17 protein-coding genes are annotated in these 16859 nt (G+C 62.6%); 12 read left to right on the top strand and 5 right to left on the bottom strand.

The genetic code is table 11. The features are described 5' to 3' along the window. Positions 1–2: 2 nt before the first annotated feature. From G9X68_RS14965 to G9X68_RS14950, 4 genes are read left to right on the top strand one after another with little or no spacing between them, the layout of a single operon-like run. On the top strand, positions 3–920 hold the full coding sequence (locus G9X68_RS14965; protein WP_171603010.1) for an ABC transporter permease subunit: 918 nt from the start codon (positions 3–5) through the stop codon (positions 918–920). A 2-nt stretch (positions 921–922) separates the two neighbouring features. Further along, a complete protein-coding gene (locus G9X68_RS14960; protein ID WP_171603009.1) occupies positions 923–2029 on the top strand; it encodes an ABC transporter ATP-binding protein in 1107 nt (368 codons plus the stop codon). Positions 2030–2040: 11 nt separating this feature from the next. Beyond that, positions 2041–2868 carry a glycerophosphodiester phosphodiesterase family protein gene (locus G9X68_RS14955; protein ID WP_171603008.1) on the top strand — a complete coding sequence of 276 codons (828 nt, stop codon included), beginning with the start codon at positions 2041–2043 and terminating at the stop codon, positions 2866–2868. Next, positions 2865–3698: an inositol monophosphatase family protein gene (locus tag G9X68_RS14950; protein ID WP_171603007.1), complete on the top strand. Its 834-nt coding sequence runs from the start codon at positions 2865–2867 to the stop codon at positions 3696–3698. The genes G9X68_RS14955 and G9X68_RS14950 overlap by 4 nt, the downstream gene beginning before the upstream one ends. Positions 3699–3806: 108 nt before the next feature. Here the strand turns inward: G9X68_RS14950 and G9X68_RS14945 are convergent, their stop codons facing one another. Beyond that, positions 3807–4430 (bottom strand): RNA ligase family protein, encoded by a 624-nt coding sequence (locus tag G9X68_RS14945; protein WP_171603080.1) that lies wholly within the window; start codon positions 4428–4430, stop codon positions 3807–3809. A 281-nt stretch (positions 4431–4711) separates the two neighbouring features. Between G9X68_RS14945 and G9X68_RS14940 the strand changes: the two genes are divergently transcribed. Further along, positions 4712–5377 (top strand): metallophosphoesterase family protein, encoded by a 666-nt coding sequence (locus G9X68_RS14940; RefSeq protein ID WP_171603006.1) that lies wholly within the window; start codon positions 4712–4714, stop codon positions 5375–5377. Between the two features lie 94 nt (positions 5378–5471). On the opposite strand, the gene G9X68_RS14935 is transcribed toward G9X68_RS14940, so the two are convergent. Further along, positions 5472–5822, bottom strand: coding sequence for a hypothetical protein (locus G9X68_RS14935; RefSeq protein ID WP_171603005.1), 351 nt, complete (start codon positions 5820–5822; stop codon positions 5472–5474). Between the two features lie 5 nt (positions 5823–5827). Continuing rightward, positions 5828–6625: a DUF899 domain-containing protein gene (locus tag G9X68_RS14930; RefSeq protein ID WP_171603004.1), complete on the bottom strand. Its 798-nt coding sequence runs from the start codon at positions 6623–6625 to the stop codon at positions 5828–5830. Positions 6626–6744: 119 nt separating this feature from the next. Between G9X68_RS14930 and G9X68_RS14925 the strand changes: the two genes are divergently transcribed. The 5 genes from G9X68_RS14925 to G9X68_RS14905 all read left to right on the top strand — a co-directional run bounded on the left by G9X68_RS14925 (position 6745) and on the right by G9X68_RS14905 (position 12776). Next, positions 6745–7965: a helix-turn-helix domain-containing protein gene (locus G9X68_RS14925; protein WP_171603003.1), complete on the top strand. Its 1221-nt coding sequence runs from the start codon at positions 6745–6747 to the stop codon at positions 7963–7965. Positions 7966–8019: 54 nt separating this feature from the next. Beyond that, positions 8020–8652: a Vgb family protein gene (locus G9X68_RS14920; RefSeq protein ID WP_171376927.1), complete on the top strand. Its 633-nt coding sequence runs from the start codon at positions 8020–8022 to the stop codon at positions 8650–8652. Positions 8653–8853: 201 nt separating this feature from the next. Then, positions 8854–9222, top strand: coding sequence for a hypothetical protein (locus tag G9X68_RS14915; protein WP_171603002.1), 369 nt, complete (start codon positions 8854–8856; stop codon positions 9220–9222). Positions 9223–9391: 169 nt separating this feature from the next. Continuing rightward, the gene (locus tag G9X68_RS14910) at positions 9392–11680 is read left to right on the top strand and encodes an autotransporter family protein (protein WP_171603079.1); all 2289 of its coding nucleotides are present in this window, start codon (positions 9392–9394) and stop codon (positions 11678–11680) included. Between the two features lie 181 nt (positions 11681–11861). Further along, complete coding sequence (locus G9X68_RS14905; RefSeq protein WP_171603001.1) at positions 11862–12776, top strand: phosphotriesterase family protein; 915 nt, start codon at positions 11862–11864, stop codon at positions 12774–12776. A 67-nt stretch (positions 12777–12843) separates the two neighbouring features. Here G9X68_RS14905 and G9X68_RS14900 read toward each other — a convergent pair whose 3' ends face one another. Together G9X68_RS14900 and G9X68_RS14895 are read right to left on the bottom strand one after the other, a co-directional pair. Continuing rightward, a complete protein-coding gene (locus tag G9X68_RS14900) occupies positions 12844–13716 on the bottom strand; it encodes a hypothetical protein (protein WP_171603078.1) in 873 nt (290 codons plus the stop codon). 130 nt (positions 13717–13846) lie between these two features. Further along, positions 13847–14401 (bottom strand): GNAT family N-acetyltransferase, encoded by a 555-nt coding sequence (locus G9X68_RS14895; RefSeq protein ID WP_171603000.1) that lies wholly within the window; start codon positions 14399–14401, stop codon positions 13847–13849. An 86-nt stretch (positions 14402–14487) separates the two neighbouring features. Between G9X68_RS14895 and G9X68_RS14890 the strand changes: the two genes are divergently transcribed. Beyond that, complete coding sequence (locus G9X68_RS14890; RefSeq protein WP_171602999.1) at positions 14488–16233, top strand: sensor histidine kinase; 1746 nt, start codon at positions 14488–14490, stop codon at positions 16231–16233. 10 nt (positions 16234–16243) lie between these two features. Beyond that, complete coding sequence (locus G9X68_RS14885; protein WP_171602998.1) at positions 16244–16645, top strand: response regulator; 402 nt, start codon at positions 16244–16246, stop codon at positions 16643–16645. Positions 16646–16859: the final 214 nt, after the last annotated feature.

The raw sequence follows: 16859 nt of genomic DNA, 5'->3' as shown, positions 1-16859 counted from the left end.
CCATGATTGAAAACGCACGTTCCCTCAACATCGCAGCCAGCCTCGTCCTTATCGTCGGCATCGTCTATATCCTCGGGCCGCTCTATCTGACGCTCGCCACAGCCTCGCAATCCTACGAGTTCATGCTGCGCAACGGGCTTGCCTGGTATCCCGGCGACCAGCTCCTTTCCAACATGGCGCGGGTCTTCACCGAGACATCAATCCCGGTCCAGATGCTCAACAGTCTGGTGGTCGCCTCTGGCGATGCACTCGCGACCTGCGTCCTGTCTTTCCTGTCGGCCTATACCATCGTCTATTTCCGCGTCCGCTGGGCGGGCGTGGCTTTTGCGCTGATCCTCGCGACCATCATGCTGCCGATCGAGATCTGCGTCATCACCACCTACCAGGTGGCGTCGAATGTGTTTTCGCCGGTCAATGCGCTGCTTGATGTCACCGGGCTTAACGGCTTGATAACAGGAGTCTTCGGCGCGCCGGTCCATCTCGAATTGAGCGTGCTGAACACGCATTTCGGCCTGATCGCGCCGCTTGTGGCGCATGGCACCGGCACTTTCCTGTTCCGCCAGTTCTTCCTCACGCTGCCCAAGGATCTGTTCAAGGCGGCGCGCATGGATGGGGCAGGGCCGATCCGTTTCCTGTTCGACATCCTGCTGCCGCTGTCGCGCACCAGTTTCGCCGCGCTCTTCATACTGACCTTCCTCGGCGGCTGGACGCAATATCTCTGGCCGCTGGTCGCCGCCTCGACGCCCGATATGCAGACCGCCGTCGTCGGCCTGGCGCGGCTCGTTCCAGATGCCGAAGGAGAGGTCCCCGATTTCCCGATGATCATGGCCGGCGCCGTCATCATCTCCATCATTCCGCTGGCGATGATCGCGCTGTTGCAGCGCTACCTCGTCCAGGGCCTCGTTCTCACGGAGAAATAGCCATGAACGCCATCGACATGGCCATCCGCGCCGCTGCGGCAAACATCACGCTGTCAGCCGTCACCAAGGCCTATGACGCCGAGACCGTTGTCATTCCGCCGATGGATGTGGAGCTTAGAGCCGGCGAATTCACCGTCGTGCTCGGGCCTTCGGGCTGCGGCAAGTCCACGCTTTTGCAGATGATCGCCGGGCTGGAGCGGGTGAGCGGCGGCACGATCGTCATCGGCGGCCGGCAGGTGCAGGATCTCGAGCCTAAACATCGCGGCTGCGCCATGGTGTTCCAGAACTATGCGCTCTATCCGCATATGAGCGTCTTCGACAACATTGCCTACAGCCTCAAGGTCGCCGGTATGCAGAAGGCCGAGCGCATCGAGCGGGTCGGGGCGGTAGCGAAGATGCTCGGCCTTTCCGATTATCTCGGCCGCAAGCCCGGGCATCTCTCCGGCGGCCAGCGCCAGCGCGTGGCGATCGGCCGGGCCATCGTGCGCGAGCCGGGCGTGCTGTTGTTCGACGAACCACTCTCCAACCTCGATGCTCAGCTCCGCCACGACATGCGCGTCGAACTGGCCGACCTGCACCGGCGCATCGGCGCCACCACCGTCTTCGTCACCCATGATCAGGTGGAGGCGATGACGCTGGCCGATCGCATCCTCATTCTCAACAAGGGCCGGATCGAACAATTCGACACGCCAAAGGCGATCTATCACCATCCAGCCTCGGTCTTCGTCGCCAAATTCATCGGCGCGCCGCCGATGAGCATCCTGCCGGTCATCGGCGACGGCACGGTGCTCAGGCTCGCCGACGGGCAGGTAGTGGCGCAAGCGCGGCTTACCGGCGCCTATCAGCTCGGCATTCGGCCCGAGGATATCCTCATCGGCGACACTGCCAACGGACATGTGGTCTCGTCAGCTTTGCGGTTTCGCGAGGATCTCGGCTCGCATGCGATCCTGGCAGTCGAGCTCGGCGGCTCGGTCGTCAGGATCGCCACGCCCTTCGGCGCTGAAATACCGGATCATAGCCAACTCTTTCTCAATCTCCCTGCCTCCCGCCTGCATCTCTTCGATGCGGAGAGCGGCAAGGCCATGCCAGGCGCATTCGGCGCAAACTAAAGGACATCCCCATGAAATATATCGACCACATTGCCGACCCGTCGCGCCCCTGCGCCATCGTCGCCCATCGCGGTGCCTGGCATCAGGCTCCTGAGAACAGCCTTGCCGCGATCGAGAATGCGATTGCCGGCGGCTATGACATCGTCGAGGTGGACATCCGCCAGAGCGCCGACGGCGTGCTGTTCATCCTGCATGACGACACGCTCGAGCGCATGGCCGGCATCGACCGCATCCCCGCGGAGATGACGATCGCCGAGATCACCAGCCTGCGGCTGCGCATGGCCGATGGCGGGCCGGACCAGCCGTTCACGACGCAGACCGTTCCGACGCTGGAACAAGTGCTCGAAACCGTGCGCGGCCGCATCTTCGTCGATCTCGATCTCAAGGACCTCGAGATGATGGGCATCGTCGCCGCCAAGGTCAAAGAGATGGGCATGGCCGATCAGGTCGATCTCAAGGCTCGCGCCGACACGCCGGAGGCGCTGGCTTGGCTCGCCAGGCAGCCCGGCATCGACGGCATTCCGTTCATGGGCCAGGCGTTCTTCAGGGTCGGGAGCGCCGAAGAGACCGCCAAGGCAGTCATCGCGGCGCGCCCCTTCATGTGCGAAGCCAAGTTCGATGAGCTTGAAACGCTGGCCGGCCAACACGAGCGTCTGCGCAACGCCGGGATCTCGCTCTGGGTCAACACGCTCGATCCGGTCTCCTGCTGCGGCTTGACCGACAGTGCGGCACTTGAAGATCCCGATGCGATCTGGGGGCGGATGATGGCGGCCGGCATCAGCGTCATCCAGACCGACCAGCCGGCGGCGCTCAAGGCCTATATCGAGGCGCGCGGATGAGGAAAGTGTCGGACGACATATTCTCCGCCGTGATGGAGGATATGCGCCGGGCGGCGGGGGCAGAGATCCTGCCCCGCTTCCTCGGCGTCACCGCCGAGGGCATTCGCACCAAGACCGCTCCCGACGATCTGGTGACCGATGCCGATCTCGGCGCCGAGCGGCGGCTCACCGAAGCGCTGTCGGCGCACTTTCCCGAGGCGCTGCTGGTCGGCGAGGAAGCGGTCTCCGCCGATCCCTCGATTCTGACGCGGCTTGGCGACGCCGATCTCGCCGTCATCATCGATCCTGTCGACGGCACCTGGAATTTTGCCCACGGCCTGCCCTTGTTCGGCATGATCGTGGCGATCGTCTCCGGCGGAGAGACCGTGGCCGGGCTGATCCACTATCCCGTGACCGGCGATTTCCTCGCCGCCCGGCTGGGGCAGGGTGCATGGCACATCGCCCGCGATGGCACGCAGACCCGGCTCAGCGTCGCACCGCCAGGGCCGATTGGGGAAATGCACGGCTTCGTGCCGCTGCATATGTTTCCCGCCGAGGAGCAGCCGGTCTACGCTCGGAGCATGCTGCACTTTGCCCGCACCACCACATGGCGCTGCTCGGCTTATGAATACCGGGCGGTGGCAACAGGCGCTATGAGCTTTTCGCTCAACGCCGAGCTCAAACCCTGGGACCACGCCGCCGGCGTGCTGATCCACCAAGAAGCCGGCGGCTACGGGGCATTGCTCAGCGGTGAAGCCTATCGCCCTGCGATGGCCGGGGGAAGGCTGTTGTTGGCGCCGGATGCGGAGAGTTGGGAAGCGATCCGGCGAGGGTTTTCGGAGGGGAGATAGCGGTTGTGGTTCGGCATTGCGCCGGCGTGAAGTTTGGCAGAAGCGCCACCGCACCCTCCGTCATTCCTGTGACAAGCACAGGAATGACGGAGGAGAGGCGAGCGGCCGTCAGGAATTTGCCAAGCGATTTGGGATGAGTTCCGACTGCATCCAATGCGTTTCACTCTGAATGTGGTTGTCCCGCACATACTTGCCCATCCGAACTGGCATCTCGGCTTCCACGAACGCATCAGCGATCCGGACGACAAACCCCTCCTGCTTGGTCCTATCCAGCGAGGCCGCAGTATCCTCGAACAGGCCGGCTTTGTATGGCCCCCGATACAGAGTCGACACCGGAACGATACTCAGTTCTTCGAATCGAGCCAGAGTCAGATCCCAGGATTGAACTTCGCCGTCGACAATCCAGGCAAAGCCGAGGAAGAATGACGGAAGATCATCATAGCCGATCGAGTGCCGGGCATAGAGGTTCTCACCCACGATGCGTTCGCCATCTGCCAGTTGCGGACTGATGCCGGCAGCAAAAGCCTTAAGCCAATCGCGCGATGAATGGTAACGGCTATCGGGACTACGGGCATGAGACCCGCCCCGATGAATGGTCGTGTTCTCACCATCCATTTTCTCTGTGATGACAAGATCGCCAATCATCAGCCCGTCAAGCTTCGCCATGACCTTATCGTCGCTTGTCGCTCCGGGCGAAATCGGTAGGTGATAGGTTCGTCCGTATTTCTTCATGGTGATGAAGGCATAGCCGTTGGCGACCGCACAATGCAAGGTCGCACCCGTCTGCGGATCGGCATCTTCGATGGTTGGTGCGATGATCATATCCGAATTCAAGCGGAAGGAGAGCCAATGGCCATAAATGCTGGAGAACGAGTCGGTTTTCGCGATGGCAGCGGGCTTCCGTTTGCTATCATGCGGCAGGCGGCGAGCGGCGTGAGCCTCCGCACAAAGTCCTGGTGCGTCTTCTCAGCCTTGGCTGCGGGCCGTCGCATTGCAACCGAGAAGCTTGAAACATGCGCTACACGTTCGCCATAGGCGATATCCACGGCTGTATCGATCCGCTGAACAGGATGATCGATCGTATCGAGGCCTATGCGCCTGAAGGGACGGTCGTCTTCCTTGGCGACTATATCGATCGCGGGCCTGACAGCAAAAGTGTTCTCGACCGAATCATTGCCGGTCCATCGGGGCCGTGGAGATGGATCTGCCTGAAAGGCAATCATGAGGACATGATGGTTGCTGCTTATGCCGACAGCGACAGTAGAGACGTGTGGATCAGCAACGGCGGACTGGAAACCGAAATGTCCTATGATGGCAGGGTTCTGCCTCAGCATTTGCAATGGGCGGCCGATCGTCCCCTCCTGCATGTTGATCGATACCGCATCTTTGTCCATGCCGGCGTTGTTCCGGAATTTCCGCTGAAACGGCAGACCAGGCGCGATCTTCTCTGGCTACGGTTCCCTCCCGGCGAGTCCAGCGACTATTGGGGCAAGCACTTGGTCCACGGCCATACACCGTCGCTCTCCAACCCGGTGACGACAGGAAACCGCACCAACATCGACAGCGGCTGCGTCTTCGGCGGCAAGCTTTCCTGCGCGGTGTTCGACGACGAGATTGCCGGCGGGCCGATCGACTTTATCGAGGTGAGGCACGAACTTGGTCGCTTTGGTAATGGGTAAGGCCGGACGCGGTTAAGCGGGAGTGCGACTCGCTCCCTCTTCTCCCCGCTGGGGAGAAGAGATACCGGCGCCGTCGCGGCGCGTGATCGGTGGCTTATGCCCGCCAGCCGGCGGCGAGCCGTAGCCAGGGCGCCAGGTGGAAGCCGCTCATCAGCAGGTACATGGGCACCATTCCGCCGATCGGGAACGCGTCCGGCGTCGTCATACAGATCATGTCGGCGCTGCCGGTCGCGGCTGTCAGCAGTGCCATGATTCCGAATGTCGGGGCGGCGGCGAGCGACAGCCAATCGGCGGCGTGGGCGGCGATCCGCCCGCCCGGGCTCGCCATGCCACTGCTCGGCTTAGCAGCTGATTCGTCTGCTGAGGCGGCCAGCGAGAGCCATTCGGCGGCGTTGAGAGCGACGTTGCCGTCGCCTCGCTCTGGAGTGTGGGCGGAGAGCAGCATCGGCGTCACTCCTTGCCGTACCGGTCGTGATGGCGCCACCAGATGCCGGTTTCGTTGCGGCCCTTCGGTGCGCGGTCGAGCCATTGATACATGCCCCAGAGCCCGTCCAGCCCGCGCGCATAGCTGGAATAGCTGTGGTAGACGACGCCGTCGATGAGCTCGAAGGCGCTGACACCCGGCCGGTCGCGGGTATAGGTGGGCACATCGGTGCCGGTCATGGCGGCGATTTGGGTGATCGGCGCCTCGCTGTCGCGCGGCTGCCATTCCTGGACAGTCCTGCCTGGAAGCGGTTCGGGGGCCGGCGGTTCGCGGCGGTAATTATAGTCTACATCGCCCTGATGCTGCTGCTCGGCAGAGAACCAGACGCTGAAATCGCCGTTGAAGTCACTGCCGAAGGAGGAGGCCCAGGGAAAGCTCCAGTCCATCCGCCGCTTGAACGCTTCGAGTTTTGCGAGCGGCGCGCGCGCGACCGCCCAAAAGGCGACATCGTGGTTTTCAAGATGGACGAAGACACCGTTGAAACCGTCGGCGATCGAGGAGCAGGACGGGCATCCCGCAGTATAATCCGGTCCGAACATGAAGTGATAGACGAGAAGCTGCGAGCGCCCGCCGAAGAGATCCTTCAACGAGACGTTGCCGTCGTCGGTGTCGAAGCGATATTGCTTGTCGATCCTGACACGCGGCAATTGCTGGCGCTTCATCGCCAGCGCGTCGCTCTGCCGGGTCAGTTCCTTCTCCTCCTCGAGCAGATCGAGCCTTGCTGCCAGCCACTGCTGGCGTGTTGCGTTCAGCTGTGCCGTCATGGGTCTTCTCCTTTGCCTGTCTCTCATCGTAGCATCCGGCGCAGGCTTGCTTGCCGGTCGACGACAAATCTAAGGCCGAGTGGGGAAATGGCGGGAGTGACAAGTGTGACGGGATTTGAATGGACTCGCTGATCACGGCGGCGGCGCGAGCGCTGGCAACAGGCGATGCGCTCGGCGCGCTGAAGCGGGTGGCGCTGCGCGACGATGCGCCGGCGCTGGCGCTGCGCGGCATTGCGATGGCGCAGCTCGGCGATCTCGTCCGCGCCAAGGCGCTGTTGAAGAGTGCGGCGCGTGCTTTCGGCCCGAGGGAGGCGGTGGCGCGGGCCCGCTGCGTGGTCGCCGAGGCCGAGATCGCGCTCGTCTCGCGCGATCTCACCTGGCCGCCCAAAGCGCTGGAGGCGGCGCGCAAGGTGCTCGAAGCGCATGGCGACAGGGTCAATGCCGCCCATGCCAGAAATGTCGAGCTTCGCCGACTGGTGCTGGTCGGCCGGCTCGACGAGGCCGAGCGGGCGCTCGAGACACTCGACCCGACGCCGCTGCCGCCGGCGGCAAGGGCTGCCCATGAGCTGGTGGTTGCGGGCATCGCGATCCGGCGCCTGCAGACGAAAGCGGCGCGAGCGGCGCTTGACCGGGCGCGGCAGGCGGCGCGCGACGCCGATATGCCGGTGCTGACGGCGGAGGTGGAAAATGCTGCCGGCGTGCTCAGCGTGCCGGTGGCGCGGCTGATCTCGCGCTGGCGGGAAAGCCCGTTGCTGCTCGAGGAGGTGGAAGAGCTGCTAGGTTCGGGCACGCTCGTCGTCGATGCCTGCCGCCATGTCGTGCGCGACGATCAGCTTTCGTTGTCGCTGGCAACGCGGCCGGTGCTCTTCACGCTCGCCCGGACGCTTGCCGAAGCTTGGCCGGCAGATGTGGCACGTGGCACGCTCATCGCGCGCGCCTTCCGCGGCAAACATGCCGATGAATCGCACCGTGCCCGGCTGCGCGTCGAGATCGGCCGGCTGCGTGCCGAACTGCGGGCGCTCGCCGAGGTCTCGGCGACGAAACGCGGCTTTGCGCTCTCGCCGCGCCGTGCCGGAGAGACCGCCGTGCTGGCGCCGCTGGTCGAAGGCCAGCATGGGGTGGTGCTCGCCTTTCTCGCCGATGGCGAGGCGTGGTCGAGTTCGGCGCTGGCGATCGCGCTCGGTGCCAGCCCGCGCACCGTGCAGCGGGCGCTGGATTCACTTGCGGAGGAGAGCAAGGTGCAATCCTTCGGGCGCGGGCGGGCGCGACGCTGGATGAGCCCGCCGCTGCCCGGTTTCCCGACGATCTTGTTACTCCCGGGACCTTTGCCAAGCGACTAGTATGGCCTGACTGATGAAGATGGCCCTGGTCAACGGGCAAACAGGATGGAAGAGATGAAAAAGTCGGCTGCGACGATTATCCGTGAATATGGACCCTTTCCCGGTGCAGAGCGCGTCAACGGCGTCACCTTCGATGGTGAGCATGTCTGGTTCGCCTCCGGCGACAGGCTGAACGCGCTCGATCCCGCAAGCGGCGAGGTGGTGCGCTCGATCGAGGTTGCGTCCCATGCCGGTACGGCTTTCGATGGCGAGTTCCTCTATCAGATCGCCGAGGATGTCATTCACAAGATCGACCCGAAGTCCGGTCGTATCCTTTCCACCATCCCGGCGCCTGGCAATGGTGGCGATTCCGGCCTTGCCTGGGCCGAAGGCTCGCTCTGGGTCGGCCAGCACCGCGGCCGCAGGATCCATCAGATCGACCCTGGGACCGGCAAGATCCTGCGCACGATCGAATCAAACCGCGTCGTGACAGGCGTCACCTGGGTCGACGGCCAGCTTTGGCACGGAACCTGGGAGGGTGATGACAGCGACGTCAGACGCATCGACCCCGAAACCGGCGAGGTGCTGGAGCGGCTGGAGATGCCCGAAGGCACCGGCGTCTCCGGCCTCGAATCCGACGGCGCCGACTGCTTCTTCTGCGGTGGCGGCGCCAGCGGTAAGGTCCGCGCGATCAGCCGGCCGAAGTGAGGCCCGGTCCCGCAAAGAGGGAGTGATCGATCCAGTGGATCGGCCGAACGCCCTGAGCTATGCGAAGGGCTGGGAGAGGCAAGGATGGAAGGCGAGTTGTCGATGCGGCGTGGCCGGGGACGGCCAGCCGCATCTAGGAAAGCAAAGTGCTGCGATGTTTCGGCTACCGTCAGTCGGGTGGCCCATCCACGGCTCTGCCTTATGGCCATTTTTAGCGCCCGAGACTGTCATGATTTCTTAACACTCGTCAATTTTAATCGCGGTTTAGTTGCTGATTCGATAAAATCTATTTTAAATCAATCTTTAAGAGCATTTTATGGGGCGACATCATGCGGGCAAGCTCTGTGTTTCGAGTACCAGGAAACAGAAGCTTCTTTCACGGATTTGCTTCGCGGTGCTGAGTTCCGGCTGTTCGTTCGCAACGCCGGCTTTAAGCAGCGCGGGAAAGCGTCGGGAGTTTATAGCGCGGCACCTTTATCTCTCGATAGTGTCGGGAGCGGTGCTTATGGCCCTGTCCGCGGGGGCGGCCTCGGCCCAAACCGCTTTTTGGACCGGAGCAACAAGCAGTGACTGGACAGACGCGAGCAACTGGTCGGCGGGCATCGCTCCCGTCGCCGGTCAACCCGTAACCATTGGTCAGCCGCCATCGCAGGGGCCGACTGTCCTCGGCGTCAACGGGCCGGTCGGCGTCTCGGTGGGAATCACAGCCGTGGGCCAAGCTGGTACAGTGCCTGGGGTTCTGACGATCCAGAATGGTAGCACCCTGACAAGCACGGGCCAGGCCCGGCTGGGAATTGCGGCTGGAAGCACCGGCATCGTCACGGTGACAGGACCGGGATCGCAATGGAACGCGCTCGGACCTCTTGTACTCGGCTTTCAAGGCGCTGGTACGCTCAACATTCAGAACGGCGGGCAAGTCGGCGCGACAACCACGACCCTAGGTAGCGGCGTGACATCTTCCGGCACGCTCAACATCACCGGCGGCGGCACGCTGCAGGCTCAAACCTTGCGCGGCGGCGCAGGCGCGAGCCAGGCCAATTTCGATGATGGTATTCTGCGCGCTACCGCCGCTAACGCGACCTTCATCAACGGATTTTCCGGCAGCGAGCTCAATCTGCTCGCCGGCGGGCTGACACTCGATACCAACGGCTTCACCGTAGGCACCGACGCCGCGTCCGGGTTCACCGGCGTGGGCGGCCTGACCGTCACCGGTGGCGGTGTCTTCAGACTTCTGGCAAACAGCACATATACCGGCGAGACGCAGATCGATTTCGGCAGCAGCCTCGCCCTCTCCGGCGCCGGCGCCGTCGCCAATTCCAGCCGGGTTGTCGCCGACGGCGCTCTTGACGTTTCCGGGGCAGCAGGCCCGACCATCCAGAGCCTGGCCGGCAGCGGCACCGTGCTGCTCGGGCCCCAAACCCTGACGATCGCTAATGCCAACGACACGTTCGCGGGCGTGATCGGCGGCACGGGTGGGCTGGCCGTCACCGGCGGCAGCCAGACGCTTTCGGGCGTCAACACCTATACTGGCGCCACGACGGTGAGCGGCGGCCGGCTCGCCGTCAACGGCTCGATCGCCAGCCCGGTCACGACATCGGGCGTCGGTATTCTCGGCGGCACCGGCACGATCTTCGGCGATGTGACCAATGCCGGCGTGGTGGCGCCGGGCAATTCCATAGGCACGCTGACGATATCAGGTAACTATATTGGCAGCGGCGGCACTCTGGAGATCGAGAGCGTGCTCGGCGACGATACTTCCGCGACCGACCGCCTCGTCGTCACCGGCAACACATCAGGCACCACCGATGTCAAGGTGACCAACCTCGGGGGCGGTGGCGGACAAACCGTCGAAGGCATCAAGATCGTCGATGTCGGCGGTACGTCGGCCGGCACCTTCTCGCTGCTCGGCGACTATGTGTTCGAGGGCGATCAGGCCGTGGTCGGCGGCGCCTATGCCTATCGACTTTACCAAGGGGGCGTCAGCACGCCGGCTGACGGCGACTGGTATCTGCGCTCGGCTGTTCTCGATGCCGCCGGCACGGCGACCGGGCCGGTCTATTCGCCTGCCGTGCCGCTCTACGAGGCCTATGCCGGCGTTCTGCAGAGCCTCAACGAGTTCGGCACGCTGCGCCAGCGCACCGGCGGCCGCGAAGTGGACGGTGGCCAATCCGCCGCCCAGAACGACCCTTCCAAGGCGATCTGGACCCGCATCGACGGGACGCATTCGCATTTCGAGCCGGAAACCTCGACGTCCGGCACCGAATATGACGTCAACAGCTGGACGCTGCAGACGGGTCTCGACGGATTGCTGCACGAAAGCGGGGCAGGCATGCTGATCGGCGGGCTCAGCTTTCATGTCGATACGGCCTCGGCAGACGTCTCTTCGCGCTTCGGCAAGGGCGACATCGACACCACAGGCTACGGCTTCGACGGCACCTTGACCTGGTACGGCAACAGCGGCTTCTACATCGACACGCAGGCTGGCGTGACCTGGTACAGCAGTGATCTCAAATCCTCGACGCTTCACACCACGCTTGCCGACGACAATGACGGCTTCGGCTATGGGCTCAGCGTCGAAGCCGGCCAGAAGATTGCACTGACCAACCAATGGTCGCTGACGCCGCAGGCGCAGCTTGCCTATTCCTCCGTGCGTTTCGATGACTTCACCGATGCCTATGGCGCCGCTACATCGCTCGACGATGGCGACAGCCTGACCGGCCGTCTCGGCATCTCAGCCGATTATGACAACGACTGGAAGGATGTCTCCGGAAAGATTAGTCGCTCGAAGCTCTACGGCATCGCCAATCTCTACTACGACTTCCTCAACGGCTCGGATGTCGATGTCTCGGGGACCAAGCTTATCAGTGAGAACCAGGCGCTCTGGGCCGGCCTTGGCATGGGCGGCTCGCTCAGCTGGGCGGACGACCGTTATGCCGTCAACGGCGAAGCCTTTGCCCGCACCAGGCTCAAGGATTTTGGCGACAGCAACGCCGTCGGCGCCAAGGTTGGGTTCAGCGTGAAGTGGTAGCGGGATGGCTGCCGGAGGGCGTCAGGTCGGAAGTCGACATCAAGGGTCAGGTTGTCAGAATTTCCATCGAGCGAGCAATTGATTTCATCATGTAACGATCTACTTTCGCGGCAGTGTCGATGCTTCGGTGTCGGTCGAGGGCTGCACGCAAAGCCGGTGCGGCTGTAGGGGGAGAGAGACTTTGAAATATCTGCGCACGACGCTCGGACCCAAGAGCAAATCCGAACTTGGGATGATCCTCCCGCACGAGCACGTCTTCGTCGATCTCAGGACGCCGGACCAGCCCGGTTATGCCGAAGCAGTGACCGACGACGTTGTTCGGCTGATGGCCCCCGAGATCGAGCGGATCAAGAAGCTCGGGGTGACGGCATTGGTCGAATGCTCGACGGGCGGCGTCGGGCGCCGTGCGGATATCGATCTTGCCGTGTCGCTCGCGACGGATTTTCCGATCGTCGTTCCCACCGGCAATTACCGTGAACCCTGGATTCCCGAATGGGTCCGCCAGGCTTCCGAGAAGGAGCTGGAGGCATGGATGCTCCGCGAGCTGACCGAGCAGATCGACGAAACCGGGTTCCAGGCAGGCTGGATCAAGCTCAGCGCCGGCGATGACGGGATGACGGCGCTCGAGACGAAAATCCTGCGGGCAGCCGCGCGCGCGGCGGCGCAGACGGACGCCGTCATCGGCAGCCATACGATCAGGGGACGGGTCGTCATGGACCAGCTCGATGTCATCGAGGCGGAGGGCTACAGGGCCGACAGGTTCATCTCGATCCACACGCAGGAGGAAAAGGACTTCGCCTATAATGTCGCCGTCGCCGAGCGAGGCGCCTGGATCGAGTATGATCATGTCGGCCGGGCCGGGGACAACGAGGTGGCGGAGCTGGTGATCAAGGCGCTGGAGGCGGGCTGCGGCGATCGCTTGTTGTTGAGCCATGACCGCGGCTGGTTCGATCCGGCGCTGCCGATGGGCGGAACGCCCAAACCGTATACGCATCTTTCCACGGTCTTACTGCCCGAGCTGAAACGCCGGGGCATAGACGACGGCACACTGGTGCGCCTGACCCACGACAATCCGTTCGAGGCTTTCGCCCGATAGGTGCGTGGCCCGGCGAAAGAATCCCGCTTAATCATGCCGCGACGCCTGGAATTGCTCAAAACCCGGTTCACCCGATTGCCGCCACTTCGGCGCCGCGAGAGCGGAGGTCGCCGACAATGCTATGGGGACCGTTCAAAAGCCCGATCGGCAGGATGATGAAGGCGCTCGTGCCTGCCGGGAGGTTCGCGATCCGCTCGATCAGAAGCGCGCGCAACTTGTCCGCATCGATGAGATCGGTGGGCCTCACGATACTCTTGGCGGTGATTTCCTCTCCGAGGCGTGCGATCTCTGCGCTCTTTCGAGCCTTATAGAGCTCGTCGAAATGGGCGCCGATCGGTCCGATCCGGCGGCGCAGTTCGAGAAGGTAGGTGATCGAGGCGGGGCCGACGGAATTGACCGTTTCGAGCGTCAATGGCTTCTGCATGGCCTGCATTTCCCCGTCGGCGGCAAGCGTCTTCACATCGCGCCCGATCGATACGCCGTACTTCGCAAGCGCCAGGCCGATGCTCGGCGCGTCGGCGCCGAAGGCATGCTGTCCTTCGCCGATGAGGAGCAGGCTCGCCTCGAAACCGGAAAGCTTTTCGATCGCTCCCTTTGCCGGGGATGTCGACAGAATGGTCTTGAACTCATCCTGATCAGATGGTGTCAAACTTGCGAAGACGGGCTTGATATCGCTGTTCTTGAACTTGGTGGTCGACAGGGTGAGGCCGGGATTGACGTCGATCAGCACCGTCTTCGATTGATCGACCAGGCGTTTTCCCTCGGCCATGATGTCAGGAAAACTGTCGGCGCGGGTGCGCACGTAGCCGAAAAGCACATGGTCATTCGCGGCGGATTTGGCGCGCCAGAAGAGAGCGTTGTCCTCGTCTGCCGCGCGTGCCATCCCCGGCAGGAAAACTACGGCTGCAAGTGCTGCAAATTGCCGGCGGGTGATGTGTATGGCTGCCTCCTCGCTGAGCCCTATGCATGGCGGCGCATTCGCATCGGACTAATCGCGTGAAAGAGCATTTGTTCCAACTCCCGGTCGAAAAGAGGATCGTCCGAGAGAGGTAGGAGTCAGCTGGACTCGTTCAAGAATTCTCGGCGATATCAGCCGCGCCGCGCTCGTCGAACAGAAGCGCCATGCTGATCGCATCGATGAACCGGCCATCGATGCGCGCCGCACGCCGGATGATGCCTTCGCGGGCAAATCCCATCTTTTCGTAGAGAGCGATAGCACGGGCGTTGCCTTCGTAAACATCGAGTTCAACCCTGGCGAAACCGCCTTTCTGTGCGGCTCTCAATGTCGTCTCGATGAGCCTTCGTCCGAGACCCTTGCCCCGATAGGCGGGAAGGATTCCCATTCCGAGGTTTCCGCGATGGGCGTGCGACGGGAAAAAATGCCGGCTGATGTCGCACCAGCCGACCACCTGGTCTTGAGCGGTCGCAACGAATTGCGGATTGCCTTTTGCAATCATGCCCTTCACGAACTCGCGCGTTTGCGGCAGGGGAGTTGCTTCCAGCATGGACAGGTATTTTTTCTCCCGCGCGACCACGTCGAGCGCATGATGAAAGCTGTCGATATGGGCGGCAGCGATCGGCTCGATCCTGATGCCTGACGTATCCGACGATGCTGCTGCATCCATGTGCTTCTCCTTCAAGGTCGCGAAATGCCTATAGGAGACATGCCGCAGACCCGCACGGGAGCGCATAATTCACGGTCCGTCAACCTTTGCGTGTCAATTTCCAGGTAAGGGGCGCCATCAAAAGGTTGCAGGTGTTGACGGTCAGGCTCACATCCCACATTACGTTCGTCTTGGTAACGCTCACCTGCGCTGCGGCTGTGTTGCTGTGCGGATTTGCATGGCTCGCGGCGGTGAAGGTCGATGATCTCTCGTTGCGCCGGCAGGCCGACTTCGTCGGCCAAGGATTGGAAGAGCAGATCGCGGCACTTCCCCGGGAGCAGGAAAGCGTCACCAAATGGGATGACGCCTTCCTTTATGCCAAGCAACGGAACCATGAATGGCTGCTCGACAATGTCGGCCGGTGGACGAGCCGGTATTTCGGGCACGACAGGACCTATATCTTCGACGATACCAATCGCCTGATGTTTGCGTTCCGCGACGGCGCGGATGCCATGCCGCCACGGCTCGGTGACGACGACGGCCGAGACGTGACCGCTCTCGCCCGTGAGATGCGCGCCGCTCTTGTCGAGCGGGCTGCAGAGCCCGGCGCCGAAGCGCTCGGTCAACTGGCGACGGTTCGGACGATCATGATCGGCAACAGGCCGGCGATAGCAAGCGCGCGTCCCATTCTGCCGAGCTCGGCCAGGATGCAGATCGAGGCGGGCCAGGAGTTCATCGCCGTCTCGGTCAAGTTCATCGATGGAAAGGCTGCCGAAAGCATCGCCCATTATGCGCGGCTCGAAGGCCTGCATTTTGCGCCTTCGAAAAGTGAGGACGAACGGGCGCAAGTGCCTGTGTCGTCCCATGACGGCGGCACGATCGGCTACCTCGTGTGGCCGCCTATCCTGCCGGGATTCATGCTGCTTCGGCAGATTGCGCCGGCGGGGCTCGGCTGCCTGGCGCTGTTGATCGCCGTCGTTTTCTGGCTCGGACGAGGTCTGCATCGCACTTCGCTGACCCTGCTGGATAGCCAGGCGCAGCTCACCCATCACCGCAACCATCTGGAAGAGATGGTGGCCGATCGAACGGCCGAGATTGAAAGGCAGAGAGAGGAACTGGACCGCCTGCTGGTGCACGAACGCCAGGTGAATGCGCTCCAGCGCCAGTTCGTTGCCATGGCTTCGCACGAGTTTCGCACGCCGCTCGCCATCATCGACGCCGCCGCCCAGCGGCTTTGCCGCTCGACGACCAACGTCAGTGGCGATTACGTTCACGAAAAAGCCGGCGTGATCCGAAGCGCCGTCGTGCGCATGGTCGACCTGATGGAAAGCATCCTGGCCAGCGGCCGGCTCGAAACCGGACAGATCACACTGAAGCGTAGCGAAGGCGATCTGAAAGCCCTGCTCGTCACCTGCTGCGACAGGCAGCGCCATCTCAGCCGCACGCATGTGTTCCATCTCGATCTCGAGCCCATACCGGATGTATTGACGTTCGACCGCAGCGCGATGGAACAGGTCTTCACCAACCTGGTTTCGAACGCCGTCAAATATTCGCCCAACGCGCCTGACATTCATGTTCGCGCCCGGGTCGACGAGAAGACGGTGGAGATCGCCATCTCCGACAGCGGCATCGGCATGGATGCGGAGGATCTGCCGAAGCTGTTCCAGCCCTATTACCGCGCCCGCAGCGCGACGGGCATTGCCGGAACCGGCATCGGCCTCAACGTCGTCAAGCAGGTCGTCGAACTGCACGGCGGCACCGTCGAGGTGACGAGCGAGCTCGGCAAAGGCACAACATTCACCATTCTTCTGCCAATAGAGTTTCTATTGTCGGATCAACAAGTCGCAGCTTAAGGAAGAGCTCATGGTTACAGTCCTGTGCATAGAAGACGAAGTCGAGATCCGGAACCTCCTCGTCGAAGAATTGAGCGAAGCCGGCTATAAGACGCTCGAGGCCTCGAACGGCGCCGAGGGACTGGAAGTGATCCTGTCGAAATGGCCCGATATCGTCATCAGCGACATTTCGATGCCTGTGATGGACGGGCACCAGCTTCTGGCGGAAATTCAGATCAATCACCCGGAGCTTTCCAACATTCCGTTCATCCTGCTGACGGCGCTGACCGACCGGGAAAACACGCTGGCCGGCCTGCGTGGCGGAGCGGCGGACTATCTGACGAAGCCGCTCGACTTCGATCTGCTTCTCGCCAAACTCGAAGGCTGCGTGACGCGCCTTGCCAACGACAAGGCGGTCAACCGGTCGTTCTGACGTTTGACGGTGGGACGTGCGTGCGGGCTGCGCGACATATCCCGTTCCACGCCTTGCGCGATTTTGCCATTGCCGGTTCAGCCGGCAATGGTTTCCCTGATGGAAGACGATTTTTCAGCAGATGGTTGTTCTCAATGGGCCGGCATCGAAGATCGCACAATGGCGCTGCGGCCGCATTCCTATTCGAGAAGCCGGTAGACCCCGTGCTTCGTGT

The organism is Rhizobium changzhiense (assembly GCF_013087625.1).
Classification (GTDB): Bacteria; Pseudomonadota; Alphaproteobacteria; order Rhizobiales; family Rhizobiaceae; genus Rhizobium; species Rhizobium sophorae.
The sequence above is the reverse complement of the archived record's forward strand: the minus strand, read 5'-3'. Positions and strand labels throughout refer to the sequence as shown.

Coding starts and splice junctions, on each gene's coding strand:
- G9X68_RS14965 (WP_171603010.1), top strand. CDS start 3: ATGATTGAAAACGCACGTTCCCTCAACATCGCAGCCAGCCTCGTCCTT.
- G9X68_RS14960 (WP_171603009.1), top strand. CDS start 923: ATGAACGCCATCGACATGGCCATCCGCGCCGCTGCGGCAAACATCACG.
- G9X68_RS14955 (WP_171603008.1), top strand. CDS start 2,041: ATGAAATATATCGACCACATTGCCGACCCGTCGCGCCCCTGCGCCATC.
- G9X68_RS14950 (WP_171603007.1), top strand. CDS start 2,865: ATGAGGAAAGTGTCGGACGACATATTCTCCGCCGTGATGGAGGATATG.
- G9X68_RS14945 (WP_171603080.1), bottom strand. CDS start 4,430: ATGAAGAAATACGGACGAACCTATCACCTACCGATTTCGCCCGGAGCG.
- G9X68_RS14940 (WP_171603006.1), top strand. CDS start 4,712: ATGCGCTACACGTTCGCCATAGGCGATATCCACGGCTGTATCGATCCG.
- G9X68_RS14935 (WP_171603005.1), bottom strand. CDS start 5,822: ATGCTGCTCTCCGCCCACACTCCAGAGCGAGGCGACGGCAACGTCGCT.
- G9X68_RS14930 (WP_171603004.1), bottom strand. CDS start 6,625: ATGACGGCACAGCTGAACGCAACACGCCAGCAGTGGCTGGCAGCAAGG.
- G9X68_RS14925 (WP_171603003.1), top strand. CDS start 6,745: ATGGACTCGCTGATCACGGCGGCGGCGCGAGCGCTGGCAACAGGCGAT.
- G9X68_RS14920 (WP_171376927.1), top strand. CDS start 8,020: ATGAAAAAGTCGGCTGCGACGATTATCCGTGAATATGGACCCTTTCCC.
- G9X68_RS14915 (WP_171603002.1), top strand. CDS start 8,854: ATGGCCATTTTTAGCGCCCGAGACTGTCATGATTTCTTAACACTCGTC.
- G9X68_RS14895 (WP_171603000.1), bottom strand. CDS start 14,401: ATGGATGCAGCAGCATCGTCGGATACGTCAGGCATCAGGATCGAGCCG.
- G9X68_RS14885 (WP_171602998.1), top strand. CDS start 16,244: ATGGTTACAGTCCTGTGCATAGAAGACGAAGTCGAGATCCGGAACCTC.